The sequence below is a fragment of the Corynebacterium hiratae genome (assembly GCF_009708045.1).
GTDB lineage: Bacteria > Actinomycetota > Actinomycetes > Mycobacteriales > Mycobacteriaceae > Corynebacterium > Corynebacterium hiratae.
The window spans coordinates 40,253-58,864 of record NZ_VIOG01000002.1 but is presented as its reverse complement, the minus strand read 5'-3'; the positions used below and the strand labels follow the sequence as shown (position 1 = coordinate 58,864).

18 protein-coding genes and 2 pseudogenes are annotated in these 18,612 nt (G+C 63.9%); 16 read left to right on the top strand and 4 right to left on the bottom strand.

Annotated elements, in window-relative coordinates; translation table 11 throughout:
* Window positions 1–39 precede the first annotated feature (39 nt).
* The 11 genes and pseudogenes from hemW to FME68_RS01950 all read left to right on the top strand — a co-directional run bounded on the left by hemW (window position 40) and on the right by FME68_RS01950 (window position 10,204).
* The gene (gene hemW / locus FME68_RS02000; RefSeq protein WP_158395710.1) at window positions 40–1,176 is read left to right on the top strand and encodes a radical SAM family heme chaperone HemW; all 1,137 of its coding nucleotides are present in this window, start codon (window positions 40–42) and stop codon (window positions 1,174–1,176) included.
* 291 nt (window positions 1,177–1,467) lie between these two features.
* Window positions 1,468–2,502 carry a heat-inducible transcriptional repressor HrcA gene (gene hrcA / locus FME68_RS01995; protein WP_046649033.1) on the top strand — a complete coding sequence of 345 codons (1,035 nt, stop codon included), beginning with the start codon at window positions 1,468–1,470 and terminating at the stop codon, window positions 2,500–2,502.
* Between the two features lie 54 nt (window positions 2,503–2,556).
* Entirely contained in the window at window positions 2,557–3,699 is a 1,143-nt protein-coding gene (gene dnaJ, locus FME68_RS01990; RefSeq protein ID WP_046649034.1) for a molecular chaperone DnaJ, read from the top strand.
* Window positions 3,699–4,438 (top strand): annotated as a pseudogene (locus FME68_RS01985) (16S rRNA (uracil(1498)-N(3))-methyltransferase). Before dnaJ ends, FME68_RS01985 begins: the two are co-directional and overlap by 1 nt.
* A 10-nt stretch (window positions 4,439–4,448) precedes the next feature.
* A pseudogene (locus tag FME68_RS01980) lies at window positions 4,449–5,413 on the top strand (PhoH family protein).
* Window positions 5,410–5,985: an rRNA maturation RNase YbeY gene (gene ybeY / locus FME68_RS01975; RefSeq protein WP_046649037.1), complete on the top strand. Its 576-nt coding sequence runs from the start codon at window positions 5,410–5,412 to the stop codon at window positions 5,983–5,985. The pseudogene FME68_RS01980 and the gene ybeY overlap by 4 nt, the downstream one beginning before the upstream one ends.
* Window positions 5,986–6,100: 115 nt before the next feature.
* Window positions 6,101–6,949, top strand: a complete 849-nt coding sequence (gene pdxY, locus FME68_RS01970; protein WP_070513584.1) for a pyridoxal kinase PdxY — start codon at window positions 6,101–6,103, stop codon at window positions 6,947–6,949.
* 145 nt (window positions 6,950–7,094) lie between these two features.
* Window positions 7,095–7,436 (top strand): hypothetical protein, encoded by a 342-nt coding sequence (locus FME68_RS01965; protein WP_128081866.1) that lies wholly within the window; start codon window positions 7,095–7,097, stop codon window positions 7,434–7,436.
* Between the two features lie 274 nt (window positions 7,437–7,710).
* On the top strand, window positions 7,711–8,706 hold the full coding sequence (gene era, locus FME68_RS01960) for a GTPase Era (protein WP_046649038.1): 996 nt from the start codon (window positions 7,711–7,713) through the stop codon (window positions 8,704–8,706).
* A gap of 18 nt (window positions 8,707–8,724) precedes the next feature.
* Window positions 8,725–9,441, top strand: coding sequence for a DNA repair protein RecO (gene recO / locus FME68_RS01955; protein ID WP_158395707.1), 717 nt, complete (start codon window positions 8,725–8,727; stop codon window positions 9,439–9,441).
* A gap of 10 nt (window positions 9,442–9,451) precedes the next feature.
* Window positions 9,452–10,204 (top strand): isoprenyl transferase, encoded by a 753-nt coding sequence (locus tag FME68_RS01950; protein WP_293774956.1) that lies wholly within the window; start codon window positions 9,452–9,454, stop codon window positions 10,202–10,204.
* Window positions 10,205–10,210: 6 nt separating this feature from the next.
* Here FME68_RS01950 and FME68_RS01945 read toward each other — a convergent pair whose 3' ends face one another.
* Both FME68_RS01945 and FME68_RS01940 read right to left on the bottom strand, forming a co-directional pair.
* Window positions 10,211–10,624, bottom strand: coding sequence for a Fur family transcriptional regulator (locus FME68_RS01945; RefSeq protein ID WP_158395705.1), 414 nt, complete (start codon window positions 10,622–10,624; stop codon window positions 10,211–10,213).
* A 27-nt stretch (window positions 10,625–10,651) separates the two neighbouring features.
* Complete coding sequence (locus FME68_RS01940; protein ID WP_328287681.1) at window positions 10,652–10,951, bottom strand: ArsR/SmtB family transcription factor; 300 nt, start codon at window positions 10,949–10,951, stop codon at window positions 10,652–10,654.
* 190 nt (window positions 10,952–11,141) lie between these two features.
* Here FME68_RS01940 and FME68_RS01935 point away from each other — a divergent pair, with 190 nt between their 5' ends.
* From FME68_RS01935 to FME68_RS01925, 3 genes are read left to right on the top strand one after another with little or no spacing between them, the layout of a single operon-like run.
* A complete protein-coding gene (locus FME68_RS01935; RefSeq protein WP_158395701.1) occupies window positions 11,142–12,521 on the top strand; it encodes a glycine--tRNA ligase in 1,380 nt (459 codons plus the stop codon).
* On the top strand, window positions 12,521–13,039 hold the full coding sequence (locus FME68_RS01930; protein WP_070679362.1) for a hypothetical protein: 519 nt from the start codon (window positions 12,521–12,523) through the stop codon (window positions 13,037–13,039). The genes FME68_RS01935 and FME68_RS01930 overlap by 1 nt, the downstream gene beginning before the upstream one ends.
* The gene (locus tag FME68_RS01925; RefSeq protein WP_158395699.1) at window positions 13,039–13,461 is read left to right on the top strand and encodes a hypothetical protein; all 423 of its coding nucleotides are present in this window, start codon (window positions 13,039–13,041) and stop codon (window positions 13,459–13,461) included. The genes FME68_RS01930 and FME68_RS01925 overlap by 1 nt, the downstream gene beginning before the upstream one ends.
* Before the next feature lie 952 nt (window positions 13,462–14,413).
* Here the strand turns inward: FME68_RS01925 and FME68_RS01920 are convergent.
* Window positions 14,414–16,465 carry a TPM domain-containing protein gene (locus FME68_RS01920; protein ID WP_158395697.1) on the bottom strand — a complete coding sequence of 684 codons (2,052 nt, stop codon included), beginning with the start codon at window positions 16,463–16,465 and terminating at the stop codon, window positions 14,414–14,416.
* A gap of 43 nt (window positions 16,466–16,508) precedes the next feature.
* Between FME68_RS01920 and FME68_RS13385 the strand changes: the two genes are divergently transcribed.
* On the top strand, window positions 16,509–17,093 hold the full coding sequence (locus FME68_RS13385) for a YdcF family protein (protein ID WP_158395694.1): 585 nt from the start codon (window positions 16,509–16,511) through the stop codon (window positions 17,091–17,093).
* 11 nt (window positions 17,094–17,104) lie between these two features.
* Complete coding sequence (locus tag FME68_RS01910; RefSeq protein ID WP_195914081.1) at window positions 17,105–18,379, top strand: deoxyguanosinetriphosphate triphosphohydrolase; 1,275 nt, start codon at window positions 17,105–17,107, stop codon at window positions 18,377–18,379.
* Here FME68_RS01910 and FME68_RS01905 read toward each other — a convergent pair.
* A complete protein-coding gene (locus FME68_RS01905) occupies window positions 18,376–18,609 on the bottom strand; it encodes a barstar family protein (RefSeq protein WP_158395690.1) in 234 nt (77 codons plus the stop codon). The two genes, FME68_RS01910 and FME68_RS01905, sit on opposite strands and share 4 nt — an antisense overlap.
* Between the last annotated feature and the right edge of the window lie 3 nt (window positions 18,610–18,612).

Here is an 18,612-nt window from a genome sequence, read left to right as displayed (position 1 = left end):
GACTACCGCTTTAACGGCGCTGTCGGATACTTTGTTCCCATGGATCCCTTTGGTCTCTACATTCACGTTCCTTTCTGCGCCTCCCGTTGCGGCTACTGCGACTTCAACACCTATACCCCGGGTGAGCTGGGAGGGGACCTGACCAGCGATTATCTGGCTGCTCTGGAGAAGGAACTGGAGATGGCGGCGGCCCAGGTGGGGCGCGAGGCCGAGACGGTTTTTATTGGCGGTGGCACGCCGAGCCTGCTGGGCGCCGACGGCCTGGGCCGTGTCTTGTCGAAGGTTCGCGACACCTTCGGCCTCGCCCCGGACGCGGAGGTCACCACGGAATCCAACCCGGAATCCACCTCGCCGGAGTACTTCGCTGGGCTTCTCGACGCCGGCTTCACCCGCCTTTCCCTGGGCATGCAATCCGCCTCCCCGGGGGTGCTCGCCGTGTTGGAGCGAGCCCACACGCCGGGCCGGGCCTTCGATGCGGCGCGCGAAGCCATCGATGCGGGCTTCGAGCACGTCAACTTGGACATGATTTATGGCACGCCGACAGAAGAAGATGCGGATGTGGCCCTGACCTTGGAGCGTGCCTTGGAGACCGGGGTGGATCACATCAGCGCGTATTCGCTCATCGTGGAAGATGGCACGCGTATGGCCCGCAAGGTATCGAAGGGTCTGCTTCCGGCCCCGGATGAGGACGTGCTGGCCCGGTGCTATGAGATGATCTCCTCCACACTCGAAGCCGAGGGTTTCGAGTGGTATGAGGTGTCCAACTGGGCCAAGCCGGGCGGGGAGTGCCAGCACAACCGCATCTACTGGATGGACGGCAATTGGTGGGGCGCGGGCCCGGGCGCGCATTCGCACCTGGGCAACGAGCGCTTCTTCAACGTGAAGAACCCGCGGACTTACATCAAGGCCGTCGGCGAGGGGGAGCTGCCCATCAAGGAGCGCGAGCAGCTCAGCGCCGCCGACCGCCACACCGAGCGCATCATGCTGGGCCTGCGCCTGCGCGAGGGCATCCCGGCGTCCTGGCTCGCGCCGGCCGCCGAGCCCGTGGCCGCGCGCTTTATTGAGCGCGGCCTGCTCGAGCTTTGTGACGGCCGCCTCCGCGTGACCAAGGCGGGCCGCCTGCTCGCGGACGGGATCATCACCGACCTCCTTGTGGCTGAAGACACCGCTCGTTAGCGGCTTGCCCCACCTGCGGGCCGGCCTCCAAGTCCGCATCAGCTGGCCCACTAGCGGCTGGCTTCGACCCTCGTAGATGGTTCCAGTGAAAAGGCTCCAGTCAGAAGGTTTGTTTGGGGGGCAAACAAACCTTCCTTGGGCTGCAAGAAGGTTCGTTTGGGCACAGGTAAACCGTATGACCCGAACCATTTGAGTAGAACCACTTGGAAGCGGCGGTGAACTACCTGCCCGTAGTCGTTGATTTCCACAGCTTTTCCACCCCTGACCGCCAGAACGGATAGCCTTAAAGACATGTCTAGCTCCACCGATGCCCGCCGCCAAGAAGTCCTGCGCGCCATCGTCGCGGACTACATCGCCTCGCAATCGCCGGTCGGCTCCAAGGCCCTGCTCGAGCGCTACCAGCTGGGCGTGTCCTCGGCGACGATTCGCAATGACATGGCCGTGCTCGAAGCCGAAGGCCTCATCGCCCAAGAACACGCCAGCTCCGGGCGCGTGCCCACGCAGAAGGGCTACCGCCAGTTCGTCGACACGCTCCACGACGTCAAGCCGCTCTCCAAGGCCGAGCGCCGCGCCATGCTCACCTTCCTCGAAGGCGGCGTCGATTTGGAAGACGTCCTGCGCCGTTCGGTCCAGCTGCTGGCCCAGGTGACCAAGCAAGCTGCCGTGGTGCAGATGCCCAACCTCAAAGTCTCCCGCGTCAAGCACTGCGAGGTCGTAGCTTTGTCACCGGTGCGCCTGCTGCTGGTGCTGATTACGGATAATGGGCGCGTCGATCAGCGCAATGTGGAGCTCGATGACGTCATCGACCCCGAGCAGACCCACCGCCTGCGCGATATCCTCAACACCGCCCTGGAGGGTAAGACGCTCACCGATGCCTCGGCGGAGTTGGCCGCGCTTGTCGACGACTCCCCAGCCGACATCCGCCCCCACCTCCTCAAAGCAGCCACCACGCTGATTGAGACCCTCGTCGAACAGCCCTCCGATCGCCTGATTATGGCGGGCACCTCTAACCTCACCCGCGTGGCCCTGCCCGAGGGCCTGCCGTCGATCATCGAGGCCCTGGAAGAGCAGGTCGTGGTGCTGAAATTGCTGGCGCGCGTGCCAGACCTGGGCAATGTTTCGGTCTCCATCGGCGAGGAAAACGAGGCCGATGAGCTGCGCCAAACCTCCGTCGTGGCCACGCGCTATGGATTCGGCACCGGCTCGGAGGCCGCAGCACTCGGCGGGCTCGGTGTGGTGGGTCCGACGTATATGGACTACTCGGGAACAATCTCCAAGGTCTCTGCCGTTGCACGCTATGTGAGTGAAATTCTGGCGGGCGAGTAAGCTGGCCCGTCGGATTAGATTTAGCATCAACGAGATATAGAAGGATGACAGTACGTGGCTCGTGACTACTACGGCATTCTTGGTGTAGAAAAGTCGGCGTCGGATGCCGAGATTAAGAAGGCCTACCGCAAGCTGGCGCGCAAGTACCACCCGGACGTGAACCCGGGCGATGACGAGGCCGCGGAGAAGTTCCGCGAGGCTTCCCTTGCGCAGGAGGTTCTGCTGGATCCGCAGAAGCGCCGGGTTGTGGACATGGGTGGTGACCCCATGGAGGAGCGCGCAGCCCAGGGCGGCGGCTTTGGTGGTTTCGGTGGCGGCGGCCTCGGGGATATCTTCGCCGAGTTCTTCGGCGGGGGAGCTGCCTCCCGCGGTCCGCGTTCCCGCGTGCAGCCGGGCGATGATGCGCTCCTGCGCACCACCATTACCCTCGAGGAGGCCTATAGCGGCGTGAAGCAGCAGGTTAAGGTCGATACCGCTGTGATCTGTGACCGCTGTGAGGGAACCGGTTCCGAGTCCAAGTCCAAGCCGGTGACCTGTGATCACTGCGGCGGCATGGGCCAGGTTCAGGAGGTCCAGCGCAGCATGCTGGGCAACATGATGACCACCCGCGATTGCCCGAAGTGCTACGGCTTCGGCGAAGTGGTCACCGATCCTTGTGGCCACTGCGGCGGCGATGGCCGCGTGCGCAAGCGCCGCGATATTACGGTGAACATTCCTGCCGGCATTGGCGATGGCATGCGCATCCGCATGGCGTCCCAGGGCGAGGTCGGTCACGGCGGCGGCCCCGCTGGCGACCTGTACGTTGAGGTGCATACCCAGCCGCACCCCGTCTTCGAGCGCAACGCCGATGACCTGCACCTGACCGTGCGCGTGCCCATGGTGGATGCCGCCCTCGGTGCTTCCTGCACCGTCGAGCAGCTTGACGGCGAGGAGCTCACCATCGATATCGCTCCGGGCACCCAGCCGGGCGAGTCCATTACCGTGCAGGGCAAGGGCATGCCGCGCCTGCGCACCGATGGTTATGGCAACCTCTTTGCCCACGTCGACGTCGTCGTCCCGACCGACCTGGATAAGAAGACCCGCGAGGCCCTCGAAAAGGTCCGGGCTGCCGGCCACGGCGGCACCGAGGTGCACCGCGCCGACGATGACCACGGCGAGTCCCTCTTTAGCCGCTTCCGCGATAAGTTCCGCCGCTAATGTCTCTGCCTGTTTTCCTCCACCCGGACCTGTCCCTTGCTGAGGTCGGCCAGCCCGTGGGCCTCGACGGCGCGGAGGGCCGCCACGCGGTCACCGTCAAGCGCATGGGCCCAGGGGAGCACCTGGTCCTGATAGATGGGTCCGGGCGCCGCGCCACCGCGACCATCACCGATACGCAGGGCAAGGACACGCTGGCCGCGCTTGTCGACGACCTCGCGATCATCCCCGAACCCTCCCCGCGCGTCATCGTGGTCCAGGCCATCCCGAAGTCGAGCGCTCCGAGCTCGCCGTCGACCTGGCCACCCAGGCCGGGGCGGATGAGATCATCGCCTGGCAGGCGGATCGCTGCGTGTCCAAGTGGGATGCCAAGAAGGCCCCGAAGGCGCTAGCCAAGTGGGAATCCGCGGCCGTGGCGGCCGCTAAGCAATCGCGCCGCGCGCGCGTGCCCGCCGTGCGCGGCCCGCTGACCACCCGCCAGCTGTGCCAGGAAATCTCCGGTGCTCGCGCGCTGGTCCTCCACGAGGACGCCGAGGCTCGGCTCAAGGATCTTGCTGACCTCGACTCCGCCGAGACCATCTACCTGCTGGTGGGCCCGGAGGGCGGCATCGGCGCGGAGGAACTAGCCCGCCTGCGGGAGGCCGGGGCGACGGCGATCAAGTTGGGGCCGGAGGTGTTGCGGACGGCGTCGGCAAGCATGGTGGCCTTGGCCAGCATCGGCACCCTGACCGCGCGCTGGTAGCCTTTTGGGCGTGCCTATTATCACCACCAAGTTTGATCTCGATTCCGCCTACCTCGCCACGGTGCTCGGTCCGGCGGACGATAACCTGCGCGTTTTGGGCAACCTCGTGGGCGTGGACCTCTTCGCTCGCGGGACCACAGTCACCGCCGCCGGCCCGGACTATGAGGTGGCCCGCGCGCGCAAGGTCCTCGAAGAGCTCGAGGCGATTGCCCGCCGTGGGCATCCGGTGAGCACCGATACCGTGAAGCACACCCTGGACCTGGTCACGGTGGATGCCCCAGCCTCTGTGTCTGAGACGCTCGCGGCGGATATCGTCTCGCGCCGCGGCAAGGCCGTGCGCCCGAAAACTCTTGGCCAATCGCGCTATGTGCAGGCCATCGATGAGAACACGATTGTCTTCGGTATCGGTCCGGCCGTACCGGTAAGACCTACTTGGCGGTGGCGAAAGCGGTGCAGGCCCTGCGCGCCAAGCAGGTCAGCCGCATTATCTTGACCCGCCCGGCAGTTGAAGCGGGGGAGAAGCTGGGCTTTCTGCCCGGCACCCTCAACGACAAGATCGACCCTTACCTGCGCCCGCTGTACGACGCTTTGCGGGACATGATCGATCCGGAGATGATTCCAAAGCTCATGGAGGCCGGCATCATTGAGGTCGCACCCCTGGCCTATATGCGTGGCCGCACGCTCAACGATGCCTTCGTCATCCTCGACGAGGCCCAAAACACCACCCCGGCGCAGATGAAGATGTTCCTGACGCGCCTGGGCTTTGGCTCCACCATCGTGGTGACCGGCGATATTTCCCAGGTGGACTTGCCCGGTGGCCAGGTCTCCGGTCTGCGCCTGGTGCGCCGCATTCTGAAGGGCGTGCCGGATATCCACTTCGCGGAGCTGGGCTCTGCTGATGTGGTGCGCCACCAGCTGGTCGGGCGCATTGTCGAGGCCTACGATAACTTTGCTGAGCAGGAGGAGAAGAAATGAGCATCGAGTTTATTAACGAGTCCGGTTATGACGGCGTCAACGAGGAGATGCTGATCGACGTCTGCTCCTACGCCCTCGGCCGCCTCGACGTGAATCCGGATGCCGAGTGCACGATTACTGCGGTGGATCTGGATACCATCGCGGAGCTGCACGTGCGCTGGATGGACCTAGAGGGCCCGACCGATGTGATGAGCTTCCCCATGGATGAGCTCACCCCGGGTGCTACCGCTGGCCGCCCCGACGCGGTGGAGGCCGGACCTGCGATGCTGGGCGATATTGTGCTCTGCCCGGAGTTTGCTCAGCGCCAGGCCACGGCCGCCGGCCACTCACTGGGCCACGAGCTGGCTCTGCTCACCGTGCATGGTTGCCTGCACCTGCTGGGCTATGACCACACGACTGCGGCGGAGGAAAAGGAAATGTTCGGCCTGCAGAATGAGCTGCTGGCGGACTGGTACGAGGACTTGGCAGCACGCGGCGTGAGCTACCAGCCCAAGCCTTCTGGCCCGAAGGCCTTCCCGGATGCGGCCGAGCGTGCCGAACTGGACAAGGAAGTCCCCGGCGGCGGAATCTAAAGTGACTCGGCGCGGGTTTAGCGCCACTCCAGACACGGTCACTCTAAAACAGTTTCTTTGCTTAAATGAGGCCAATCGTTGAGGTGCTGCGTGGGGCGTAGCACAATAGGGGATTATGAACATCCTCTCCATTCAGTCCCACGTCACCTTCGGCCACGTGGGCAACTCCGCAGCAGTCTTTCCACTTCAGCGCGCTGGCCATGAGGTGTGGCCGATTCACACGGTGAACTTCTCCAACCACACCGGTTATGGCGATTGGGGCGGGCCGATGATCCCGGCGGAAGAGGTCACGGCGATTGTGGACGGCATCGAGAAGCGCGGCGCCTTTCCGCGCATTGATGCGATTTTGTCTGGCTACCAGGGCGGCCCGGACATCGCCGGCGCCATCGTGGATGCCGTGAACCGCATCAAGGCGGTTAACCCGAGTGCCCTCTATGCCTGCGACCCGGTGATGGGCAACGCCAAGTCCGGCTGCTTCGTCTCCGATGAAATCCCGCCGCTGCTGCGCGATAAGGTCGTTCCCGTCGCGGACATCATCACCCCGAACCAGTTTGAGCTGGGCTACTTGACGGACTCCGAGGTCGGCACCTTGAAGCAGACCCTCGCCGCGGTGAAGCGCGCTCAGGAGATCGGACCGAAGACTGTGCTGGTGACCTCGGTGCAGCGCCCAGAGACCAGCGAGGACGAGATTGAGATGCTCGCCGTTGATGGCGAGCGCGCCTTCCTGGTTACCACCCCCAAGCTGCCGTTCAAGCGCAACGGCTCGGGCGATGTCACGGCCTCGCTTTTCACCGGCCACTACGTGGAGACGCATGATGCGAAGGAAGCGCTCAAGCGCACCGCGTCTTCCGTCTTCGACTTGCTGCAGAACACCTACGAGGCGGATTCCCAGGAACTGCTGCTCATCGAGTCGCAGGACGTCTTCGCTCACCCGCAGCTGCAGTTCCAGGTCACGGAGCTCTAGCTTTCACGCCTCTTTCGCTGCCCGCGCGCCTTTGCAGCCTTGGGCTCTGTCTGGTTTTCTTGGTCTCGCGCACCAGCATGATCCTTGGTTTTGCTTGGTCTCGCGCGCCAGTCTGATCCTTAGCCCCGCAAAAGGCGTCCGGCAAATGGCATCCCGCAGAAGGCATCTGTCAGAAGGCGTTTTCACTCCTGAAAACGCCTTTTGCGGCGTCCAGATGGCGTTTTTCCTACCAAAGACGCCTTTCGGAAGATGCCGTTTGCAAGATGCCATGTGGCGCAAGCTTTTTCGCAGTCAACATGCGGCGGATAACCTCGCGCCACCAACCTTCACCCGCACCTCGTTGCTGCTTTCGCGGCCCACCTTCAACGATGTCGTTTCCAGCTATAAGGTTCTACTCAAACGGTTCGGGTCAGAAGGTTCTCTTGGGGGCAAACAAACCTTCTGGAGGCCGCTAGATGGTTCGTTTGGGGGCAAGGAAACCTTATGACTAGAACCGCCTGACTCGAACCATCTGCAGGGCGGATGACCCCCGGAGGAGCACAGAAGGTCCCTTTAGTCTGGTCCCTTCGCACACTAAAGGGACCATTTAGCACGCGAAAACCGGCACCAGATGGTCCCTTTGCACAGAGAAGGGACCAGAGTAGAAGGACCATCTGCCGGCGCATCGGCAGGAAGCTCTCGGGGCCGCACGTCGAGAGTCAGAGCAGGGCCATACAGGAAGAACGGGACTCGGCAGCTCGTGCGTTATGATATGAGGCAATATGAGCACTGATTTCGATGCCGCCTTCGCCGACCTGCCAGCCGAGGGCGAAGCCAACGCCGCCGACTACTCGCAATACACCGACACGCCTGAGGGCTTCCGCTCCGGCTTCGTGTCTTTCGTCGGCCGCCCCAACACCGGCAAGTCCACCCTGACCAACGCCCTGGTGGGGCAGAAGATCGCCATCACGGCTGACCAACCCGAGACCACCCGCCACCCCATCCGCGGCCTGGTCCACCGCGAGGACGCGCAGATCGTCCTCGTCGACACGCCCGGCCTGCACCGCCCGCGCACTTTGCTCGGCGAGCGCCTCAATGAAGTTGTCAAAGACACGTATGCCGACGTCGACGTCATCGGCCTGACCATCCCCGCGGATGAGAAGATTGGCCCTGGCGACCGCTGGATCCTGGAGAACGTCCGCAAGGTCGCCCCGAAAACCCCCATCATCGGCATCGTCACCAAGCTGGACAAAGCCTCCAAGGACCAGGTTGGCGCCCAGCTGCTCGCCCTGCATGAGCTGCTCGCCGAAGAGAACCCCGATGCCGTGGTCATCCCAGTTTCCGCCACCGAGCGCGTGCAGCTGGATGAGCTGACCCAGGTCATCGTGGACCACCTGCCCGAAGGCCCCAAGTTCTACCCGGACGACCATGTCACCGACGAAGACCAGTCCAAGCGCATCGCCGAGCTCATCCGCGAGTCCGCGCTCTCCGGCCTGAAGTACGAGCTGCCGCACTCGGTCGCCGTCGAGGTCGACGAAATCCTGCCCAGCCAGGAACGCCCCGACGTCCTCAACGTCCACGCCATCCTCTACCTGGAGCGCCCTGGCCAAAAGCGCATCATCGAGGGCAAAGATGGCCGCCGCTTCCGCCGCATCGTGGGCACCGCCCGCAAGGAAATCATCCAGCTGCTGGGCCAGAACGTCTACCTTGACCTGCGCATTAAGGTTTTGAAGAACTGGCAATCGGACCCGAAGGCGCTGGGCCGCCTGGGCTTCTAAGAGCTGGCGAGCTTCTACATGCGCGAGAATTTCCGCGACCGCGCCCTCGTCATCCGCACCTATGATTTCGGCGAGGCGGATCGCATCATCGTGCTCTTGACCCGCTACCACGGCCTCGTGCGCGGGGTGGCCAAGGGTGTTCGCCGCGCCAAATCGCGCTTCGGCTCGCGCCTGCAGCTCTTTGTCAACCTCGACGTGCAGCTGTATCCCGGCCGCAACCTCTACACCATTTCCCAAGCCGATACCGTTGACTACTTCGGCGCGCGCATCATCGAGGACTACGAGCGCTACACCGCCGCCTGCGCCGCCCTCGAATCCGCCGAGCGCCTCGCCGCCGCCGATGCCCCCGGGGACCCCTACCTCTACGATGCCTGCGTCGATGTCCTCGACAAGCTTCAGCACGGAGATCCGCTCATGCTTCTCGACGCATTCCTCCTCAAAGCCATGTCCCACGCCGGCTGGGCACCCAGCCTTTTCGATTGCGCCCAGTGCCAAAGGCCCGGCCCCCACCACGCCTTCCACCCGGCCGTGGGCGGAGCTGCCTGCCACCAATGCCGCCCGCCGGGAGCCGCCGAGGTGGACCCGGAAACCCTGCACCACATGTGGCTCATCGCCCACGACCACCCCAGCCAGCCGACGAACGCCCAAGCCCAAGAGGCCCATCGCCTCACCCGCGCCCACCTGCAATGGCACCTCGAGCGCTCCGTTGGCGCGCTGGGGATCATGGAACAGTAGACTGTAACCCGTGATTACGCCTGACCCGAACCGAGTTCTGCATCCGCCCGCTATCCCGCAGGAGTTCCTGCCGCGCCACATCGCGCTGGTCATGGACGGTAACGGCCGCTGGGCGGAGGAGCGCGGCATGAAGCGCACCGAAGGCCACCGGCGCGGGGAAGCCGTGCTTCTCGACGTCGTCGATGCCTGCCTCGCCCTCGGCGTTCCCTACCTGTCCGCCTACGCCTTCTCCACGGAAAACTGGCGCCGCAGCGCGGAGGAAGTCCGCTTCCTCATGGGCTTTAACCGCGACGTGCTGCGCCGCCAGCGCCACTGGCTTAACGATAGGGGAGTGCGCGTGGTGTGGGCCGGCCGTCGTCCACGCCTGTGGCGCTCCGTGATCAAGGAGCTCGAGGCCGCCGAGGAGCTCACCAAGGACAACACCAAGATGACCTTGGTGATGTGCGTGAATTACGGTGGGCGCGCCGAGCTTGTCGACGGCATCCGGGAACTCGCCGAGCAAGTCTCCCGCGGCGAGATTGACCCGCGCTCTATCAATGAGAAGACGGTGAGCTCGGTGATGTATGACCCCGATATGCCAGACGTGGATCTGTTCTTGCGCCCCTCCGGCGAAAAGCGCACCTCTAACTTCCTGCTCTGGCAGTCGGCTTATGCAGAGATGATTTACCAGGACAAGCTCTTCCCGGACTTCACGCCGGAAGACTTGTTTGCCGCGGTGGAGGAGTACGCGCGGCGCGACCGCCGCTTCGGCGGCGTCAAGTAGAAAGCCTCAGGCGCGGCACTCGGCGCAGATGCCGAAGATTTCGGCATCGTGGCCGGTCAGCTCGAAGTCGTGCTTCTTGGCTACCGAGGAGGCCCACTCTTCAATAGGGCCGCCATCGATTTCCTCGGTGCGGCCGCACTTGGTGCACACCAAGTGGTGGTGGTGCGCATCGCTTTCGCAGTGCCGGTAGAGGGTTTCGCCGGAGGGCATGTGCAGCGCATCGACAGCTTCAATCTCTGAAAGCGATTGGAGCGTGCGGTAGACGGTGGTGAGGCCGACTTTCTGGTTGCCGTCGATAAGCGCCTGGTGTATGTCCTTGGCAGAGGCGAATTTGTCGAGACTACGCAAGACTTCGACGACGGCGGTGCGCTGGCGGGTATTGCGAGCACCGAGTTTGGGAATACTGTCGTGGATGGACATGGCGCCTAGTTTATCAACACACTTCCATTAAGCGGTGGCCAGTGAGGCGTCGCGAAGCAAGGGCAGCACCTTAGGCGCCACCAGAGAGTAGCGGACTTCGCGGCCGGTGCGCTCGCTGTCGACGATGTTCGCGCGCTTCAAAACCCGCAGGTGTTGGCTAATAAGTGGCTGCGACTTGCCGGTCGCGGACACAAGTTCGTGGACGTAGTGGTCGCGCTCGGAGAGGCGCTGAATGATATCGATGCGCAGTGGTGAATCCAAGGCGCTAATCACGGTGGCAGCCGCGGCACGATCGAAAGGGAGAGCTTCGCTCTGGGTGTTGGTCACGCCATTCACCTTCAGTCATATCTATTGATGGAGAGTTAAAAAGAGAGCTATCGGTACTATAGCCGAAGAATGCGGAAATGTGTATAAAATGCACCACACTTTTGGGGTGACGGCACGCGGCGATGAGGGGCACGCTAGACTAGGCCGCACTGTATAAAGACTGTCCCCTACCAGAGGAGTCCCATTAGCTATGGCATCCGTCATTGATACCGTCGTCAGCCTGTGTAAGCGCCGCGGCTTGGTCTACCAGGCAGGTGAAATTTATGGCGGTTCCCGCTCTGCGTGGGACTACGGTCCGCTTGGCGTCGAGCTCAAGGAAAACATCAAGCGCCAGTGGTGGCGCCACATGGTGCAGTCCCGAGATGACGTCGTGGGTGTCGATACGTCCGTGATCCAGCCGCGCCAGGTGTGGGTGTCCTCCGGCCACGTCGAGGTCTTTACCGACCCTCTGGTGGAGTCCAAGCACACCGGTAAGCGCTACCGCGCCGACCACCTGATTGAGGCCTACGAGGAAAAGCACGGCCATGAGCCTGCCAACGGCCTCGCGGATATCAACGATCCGGAAACCGGCCAGCCGGGTGACTGGACCGAGCCGAAGGCTTTTTCCGGTCTGCTCAAGACCTTCCTGGGCCCGGTCGACGATGAGCAGGGTCTGCACTACCTGCGCCCGGAGACCGCGCAGGGCATCTTCGTGAACTTCAAGAACGTGATGACCTCGGCGCGTATGAAGCCGCCGTTCGGTATCGCGAACATTGGTAAGTCTTTCCGCAACGAGATCACCCCGGGTAACTTCATCTTCCGCACCCGCGAGTTCGAGCAGATGGAGATGGAGTTCTTCGTCAAGCCGGGCGAGGATGAAGAGTGGCACCAGTACTGGATCGATGACCGCTTCAACTGGTACATCGACCTGGGTATTAAGGAAGAGAACCTGCGCCTCTACGAGCACCCGCAGGAGAAGCTGTCCCACTACTCCAAGCGCACCGTGGACGTGGAGTACGCCTACAACTTCAAGGGCTCCAAGTGGGGCGAGCTGGAAGGCGTGGCCAACCGTACGGATTACGACCTCTCCGTGCATGCGAAGGGCTCCGGCGAGGACCTGTCCTACTTTGACCAGGAAGCCGGCGAGCGCTGGACCCCGTACGTCATCGAGCCGGCTGCCGGCCTGGGCCGCGCCATGATGGCCTTCCTCATCGATGCCTACGATGAGGAGGAGGCCCCGAACGCCAAGGGCGGTACCGATAAGCGCGTCGTGCTGCGCCTGGACCGCCGTCTGGCGCCGGTCAAGGTGGCCGTGCTGCCGCTGTCGAAGAAGGAAGAGCTGTCCACCCCGGCCCGCGAGCTGGCCAACAAGCTGCGCGCCAACTGGAACGTGGAGTTCGATGTCTCTGGCGCCATCGGCCGCCGCTACCGCCGCCAGGACGAGATTGGTACGCCGTTCTGCGTGACCTATGACTTCGACACCCTCGAGGACAACGCGGTCACCGTGCGTGAGCGTGACTCGATGGAGCAGGAGCGCGTCAAGCTCGACGAGCTTGAGGCTTACCTGGCTGCCCGCCTGGCTGGCTGCTAATGCACTACACCAGCTGGGACCGCAGCGACCGCAAGAACCCGGTCCTCCTCGTGGGGGAGGGGCCGGCGTCGTTGGGCATGTTCCAGGAACGCTCGGCAGATGTGGAAGGCGAGCACTGGCGCTTGGGCCTCGATGACCTGGGCGCGTCGGTGACCCTGGAAGACGACCGCGTCTACCGCCTGGCGGGCAACCCCAAGCGCGATAAGCGCTTGGAGGCCTCGCTGGACGGGCGCACCTTTGCCTTCATCAACGAGGCCGGCGGTGACTGGATTGTTGAGGACCACGAGGGGCTGAAGATCGCCCAGTTCTCCTCCAAGAACTCTGGCGTGCGCAAAGCCATCCTCGAGTTCGAGGGCGAGAACAGCGATGATTCCGATGACCTCAACCACTCGGAGATTGCGGCTCTGAGCTGGTTTACCCGCGTCATTTTGGAGGCCCGGACGCAAAAGACCGCGATCCCGATCATCGCGACGCTGTTGCTCATGACCATCGTCGCCATCATTGCGGTGCTTCTCTGATGCAACGCTGGGTGTGGCGCGATGGGGCGCTGGTGGATGGCGCGGGCGAGGTCATCGCCCGCGTGAGACCGACGGGCCTGCTACTGCCCGGCTCGGGCACCACCATCGCCTTCGAGCACATCCCGGGCGCGCGCCGCTTTACCGTGCGCGGGTCCGACTTTTCGGCGGAACAAACCAGCTTCACGGTGAACAAGCTGCGCGCGGTGTGCGAGGGCCGCGAGTACCTGCTTGAGCGCACGAATCCATTCCGCCGCGAGCGCCGCATTCTCGCTCTGTCTGGCCCCGCTGCCGAGGTTGCCCGCACCACCCCGCGGGGCCGCGACCTCGAAGTTGCGGTGGGCGAACTACCCCTCACGGACGCCGCCTTCACCAGCTACTGTTGCCTGCTTCTCGACGGCTCCGTCCGCCCCTTCCGCACCTAACCCCACTTCGCCTTCTTGCTGCCCGCCTGCTAGGCCGTGCTTTCCGCTCTCTCACAGATGGTCCTTCTGGTTTGGTCCCTCTACTTTGGTCTCTTCTGCGTGCAAAGGGACCATGTGGCGCAGCTTTTCGTCTGATAGATGGTCCCTTTACTGGGCAAAGGGACCAGAATAAAGGCACCAAACTCAAGGGACCTTTCGCGATATAACCTGCTCCGACATGCGAGTAGTGGAGTTTGTCTTCGAAGAGGAGCTCTCCGAGTGTGTTTGCTCGGCTTGGTATGCCGGTAGAGGGGTCGAGTCAGATGGTTGCAGTCATAAGGTTTGCTTGCCCCCAAACGAACCATCTAGCGCATTGCAGAAGGTTTACTTGCCCCCAAGCGAACCATCTGAGGTGAACCGTTTGACCAGAACCATCTGAGGCGAACCGTTTGACTAGAACCATGTGCATGACCGGTTGACCCAACCATGTACGTGCACCAATCCCGTATCCGTGGATCTACTTGGCCGACAACCGAGTCGGCGCCCAGCGGCCCGATGTGTGCAAGGGCATCCGGCAGAAGGCATCTCGCAAACGGCAACCGACAGTCCGGCAGAAGGCATCTGGCAAATGGCAACCGACAGTCCGGCAGAAGGCATCTGGCAAATGGCGTCTGTCAAAAGGCGTCTTTGGGGCTGAAAACGCCATGTAGAGGGGTGCAAAAGGCGTTTTTAGCTGTGAAAACGCCTTCTAGAAGATGCCTTTTGCCAGATGCCTTTTGCAAGGAGCCTTGTGCGAGATGCCATGTGGGACCGCCCTGGTTATGAGATGCCGGGTGTGGGCCGCGGGTCTCGAGGGCTCGCGCGGGGAAGTGGGTGAAGCCGGCTGGGAGGAACTGGCGCGGGGAAGGGGAGAGGACGGGGAAGTCGGTGAAGCCGGCTGGGAGGGGCTAGCGCGGGGAAGGGGAGAGGGCGGCTAGAAGGAGCCGCCGCGGAAGCCGCCTCCACCGCCGCCGCCCGAGAAGCCACCGCCACCAAAGCCGCCTCCTCCGGAGAAGCCACCGCCGAAGCCGCCACTGTGGCCGCGGGAGCTGCCGCCACCGAGGATCTGGCCCAGCACCATGCCGGTGAGGATGTTGCCTGCGGCATCGGTGGCCTGGCGGCGCTGTTCTTGGCGGCGGTAGGCCTCCAAGTCTTCCTTCGCGCGGTTGAGCGAAGTCTGCGCGGCAGAAGCGGCATCGCGGGAGAAGTTGAGGGCCGCGCGCAAGTCCTTCGAGGCGGAGTTCTGGGCTTGGGCGAAGAGGCGGGTGGCATCGGCAAGAGCCACACGCGCATCGGGGCCCACCACGCGGCCACGCGAGGAGAGCAAGTCCTCAGCTGCCTGGATGGCGGATTCGGCGGCGGCAATCTGCTGGCGGTAGAGCGCGATCTGGCGCTCGCGGGTGGCGTTGGTTTCGCGGACGGTATCCAGCTGCTGGTCAAGCTCGCCATCGATAGCCGTCAGCGCCGTGTACTGACCCAGCGGATCGCCCTGACCGTGTTCGCGGGCTGCGCGCAGAGCCTCCCGGGCGCGGGCTAGCAACTCCTCCAAGGCGACCCAATCAGCAGTCGAGCCCTGGGCCTTGCCGCGCTGTTCCAAGTGCTGGGCTTCGGCGATTTCTTCCTCGACCTCATCGATGAGCGCAGGCAGGTTATCGCGAGCCGCGGTGATTGAGTTCTCGGCATTCTCCACGCCATTCAGCAGGCGGTCGGAGACCTCCAGGGCGTGCTCGGCATCGCGGATATAGCCCACCAAAGGACCCTGCTGGCCAGCCGGCTGGGACTGCAATTCTCGGCCGCGGGAAAGCAGCTTTTCAGCCTCATTGAGCGAGACCTCCGCCATCTCCGGGTTATCCGCGATGGAGGACAACACCTCCTCGGAATAGGAGCCGCTGAGAGTAGACAAGGTAGCGCGCGCCTGCGGCAGGCGCCCGCGCAGGTCAACCACCCGGCGGGTGAGCTCATCCAGCTTGGAGCTGGCGTTAATGAGCAAGTCACGCATCTTGGCAAAGTCCGCCGCCTGCGCATCCAAGGCGTCATCGGCCTGCCCGCAGGAGGAGATAATCTCCACCAGCATCTGGCGGCGCTCCGCCGCGGTTTCCGGCAGGTTATCTTGCAGCTTCTGCTGCAGCTGGAAGGCCTTCTGCAGGGTCAGCGTGGAGTGGTTCATCGCGCGCGTGAACGGGCGGGTGCGCTCGGGGCCGAACTCGGCCACCGCGATGTCGAGCTCCTCCTTGCCACGGCGAATCGACTCATCCGTGGAGACCAGCTCCTCCTGGGCCAGCTTCTCCAAGGTCGCCATGTCCAGGCGGTCCAGCTGCGCGGTATTGCTCGGCTCAATCTGGCGCGCGGACTCCAGAGTGGCCGCCGAGTCTTTCTTGGTTTTGCGTCGGCTCGCCACCGCGATGCCACCGCCGGCAAGAGCCAGGGCACCCGCGCCGCCGGCTAACCACAAACCGCCAGAACCATCGGAATCAGCAGAGCTGGATGAACCAGCTGAGCCAGAAGAGGAAGAAGAACCGGAAGCGGCAGCGTCGACAAGCGCGAGTGCGGAAGCGCCGAACTGGCGGCCGTCGGCAAGCTTGGCGTAGGCCGCCTCATACATCACATCCAGGCGCCCGCGCGGCCAATCATTACCCGTCTGCACGCCCACGGTGGAATCATCCACACCCACCACATAGGCCGCGGAATTCGGGCCCTTGGACTGCACAATCTCACCCGCATAGCTCTCCGCGTCCTTCGGCAGCGACGACGCAAAGACCACGAAAATCACCACGTGGTGCTCCTGCTGCAGCGCGGCAATCTTGTCCTCCAACTCGGATTTCTCTGAGTCCGAGAGAACCCCCGCCTCATCCGTCACCTTATCCGTGAGCGAGGCCGCCTCCGGCGCGGCAACAACGAAGTCCGCAGCCACGGCCGGGCTAGCAGTGGCCAACCCCAGCACGAGGGCGGCGAGGGCGGCGCGTCCAATACGAGCAGCAGTAGTCATGCGAACCACGATACCTGCCACCCAACGCTAAAGTGGACAGGCAGTGAAGTACGTTATTGTCCTCGGCGCCGCGCAATACGACGGGCGCCCCTCCCGCATCCTTCGCGGCCGCGTGCGCTTCGCCGCTGAGTACGCCGCCGCGCACGACCTGCCCATTATCACGGTGGGCGGGAACTTGCCCGGCGATAGGTTCACCGAGGCCGGGGTGGCACGGGCCTTGCTTGACGACGAACCCCTTAAAGTCACCGCCCTCGAAGAAGGCCTCGACACCCGCAGCGAGCTAGCCGCCGCCCGCGACAAACTCGGCGTGACCGAGGCCGTCATCGTCACCGACCCGCTGCACCGCCTGCGCACCTTCCTCATCGCCCGCCAGGAAGGCATCCGCGCCACCGTGCTGGGCACGCCCTACTATCCTTCCCGGCGCTTCTCCATCCCCTGGTGGCGCTACCTGGCCCACGAGCTGGGCGGTTTGGCCTACCTGGGGCTGCGCACCCTGCTGGGGGAGGAGCGCACCGAAGGCGTGCGCGCGGCCTTCTACCGCATCGAGCGCCTCATCCGTCCCAACCAGGCCCTGCGCCACCGCGTCATTGGCGCGAGGCAGACCCAGGATGGCCAGGACTCCGCCTAAGCTTAAAACCCGTGAGCTATACCTACCGCGCAGAAGACGTCGCCCGCCTCGCCTCCGAGTCACCCAAAGGTTCGGCCCTGCTCAAATCCGAGGAACACCGCGGCGCCTTCTCCAGGGACCGCGCCCGCGTCCTGCATTCTGCGGCCCTGCGACGCCTGGCGGATAAGACCCAGGTCGTCGGCCCGCGCGACGGCGATACCCCGCGCACGCGGCTGACGCACTCCCTGGAGGTTAGCCAGATTGCCCGCAGCATCGGCGCCGGGCTAGGCCTCGACCCGGACTTGTGCGACATGGCGGGGCTGACGCATGACATCGGCCACCCGCCCTACGGCCACAACGGCGAGAATGCCCTCAACGAGGTGGCCCTCGGCGGCTTCGAGGGCAACGCCCAGACCCTGCGCATCCTGACCAAGCTGGAGCCCAAGGTGGTGCTGGAGACCCCGGCGGGCCCGCGCAGCTATGGCCTCAACCTCACCCGCGCCTCGCTGGATGCGGCCTGCAAATACCCGTGGACTAAGACCAACCCGGACGGCACGACCAACCGCAAATACGGCGCCTATGACGAGGACGTGGACATTCTGGAGTGGTTGCGCCAGGGGCATAGCGATAAGCGCAAATCCATGGAGGCGCAGGTCATGGACTGGTCGGATGACATCGCCTATTCCGTCCACGACGTCGAAGACGGCATCATCTCCCGCCGCATCTCTTTGAACGTGCTGTGGGATCTGGTGGAGCTGGCCAACCTCGCAGACAAGGGCGCCAAAGCCTTCGGCGGGACTGCCGACGAACTCCTAGAAGCCGCCGACCGCCTGCGCCAGCTGGACGTCATCAATGCCATCGGCAACTTTGATTACTCCCTGCGCTCTTATGCCAACTTGAAGAAGATGACCTCGGAGCTCGTCGGCCGCTACGTCGGTGCCACCGTCTCCGCCACGCTGTCGGCTAACGACGGCCCGCTTGGCCGCATGCACGGCGACCTCGCCGTCCCGCCGGGCGCGGTGGCGGAGGTTACCCTGCTCAAGACCATCGCCGTTCTCTACGTCATGGATGAGCCCGCCCACCTGGCCCGCCAGGACCGCCAGCGCGAGCGCATCTACCGCGTCTACGACTACCTGGTGGCCGGCGCGCCGGGCTCGCTGGACGCCACCTTCGCCCTGTGGTGGAACCAGGCCGATACCGACCTGGAGCGCGACCGCGCCATCATCGACCAGATCGCCTCCATGACCGAATCACGCCTGGAGCGCCTGGCCCAGCGCAGCGCCGATCTCTTCGGCTTCTTGAGTTAGCGCACGAGTGCTACGCCCTGGTCCTTCAGCACCATGCTGAGCGGGGCCAGGTCTTCCTCGACCATGTCGAAATCCGCGGCGATAATCGCCACGATGTGCTGCTCACGCAGGAAATCGGCCAAAGCATCGAGGTTGCGTGGCGCACCGGACTGGCAGCCGCGCAGGCGGCCGAGCGCACCATAAAAGTCCTCGCGCGTGCGGATAGGTTCAGTAATCAGGATGCGCTGCATGTC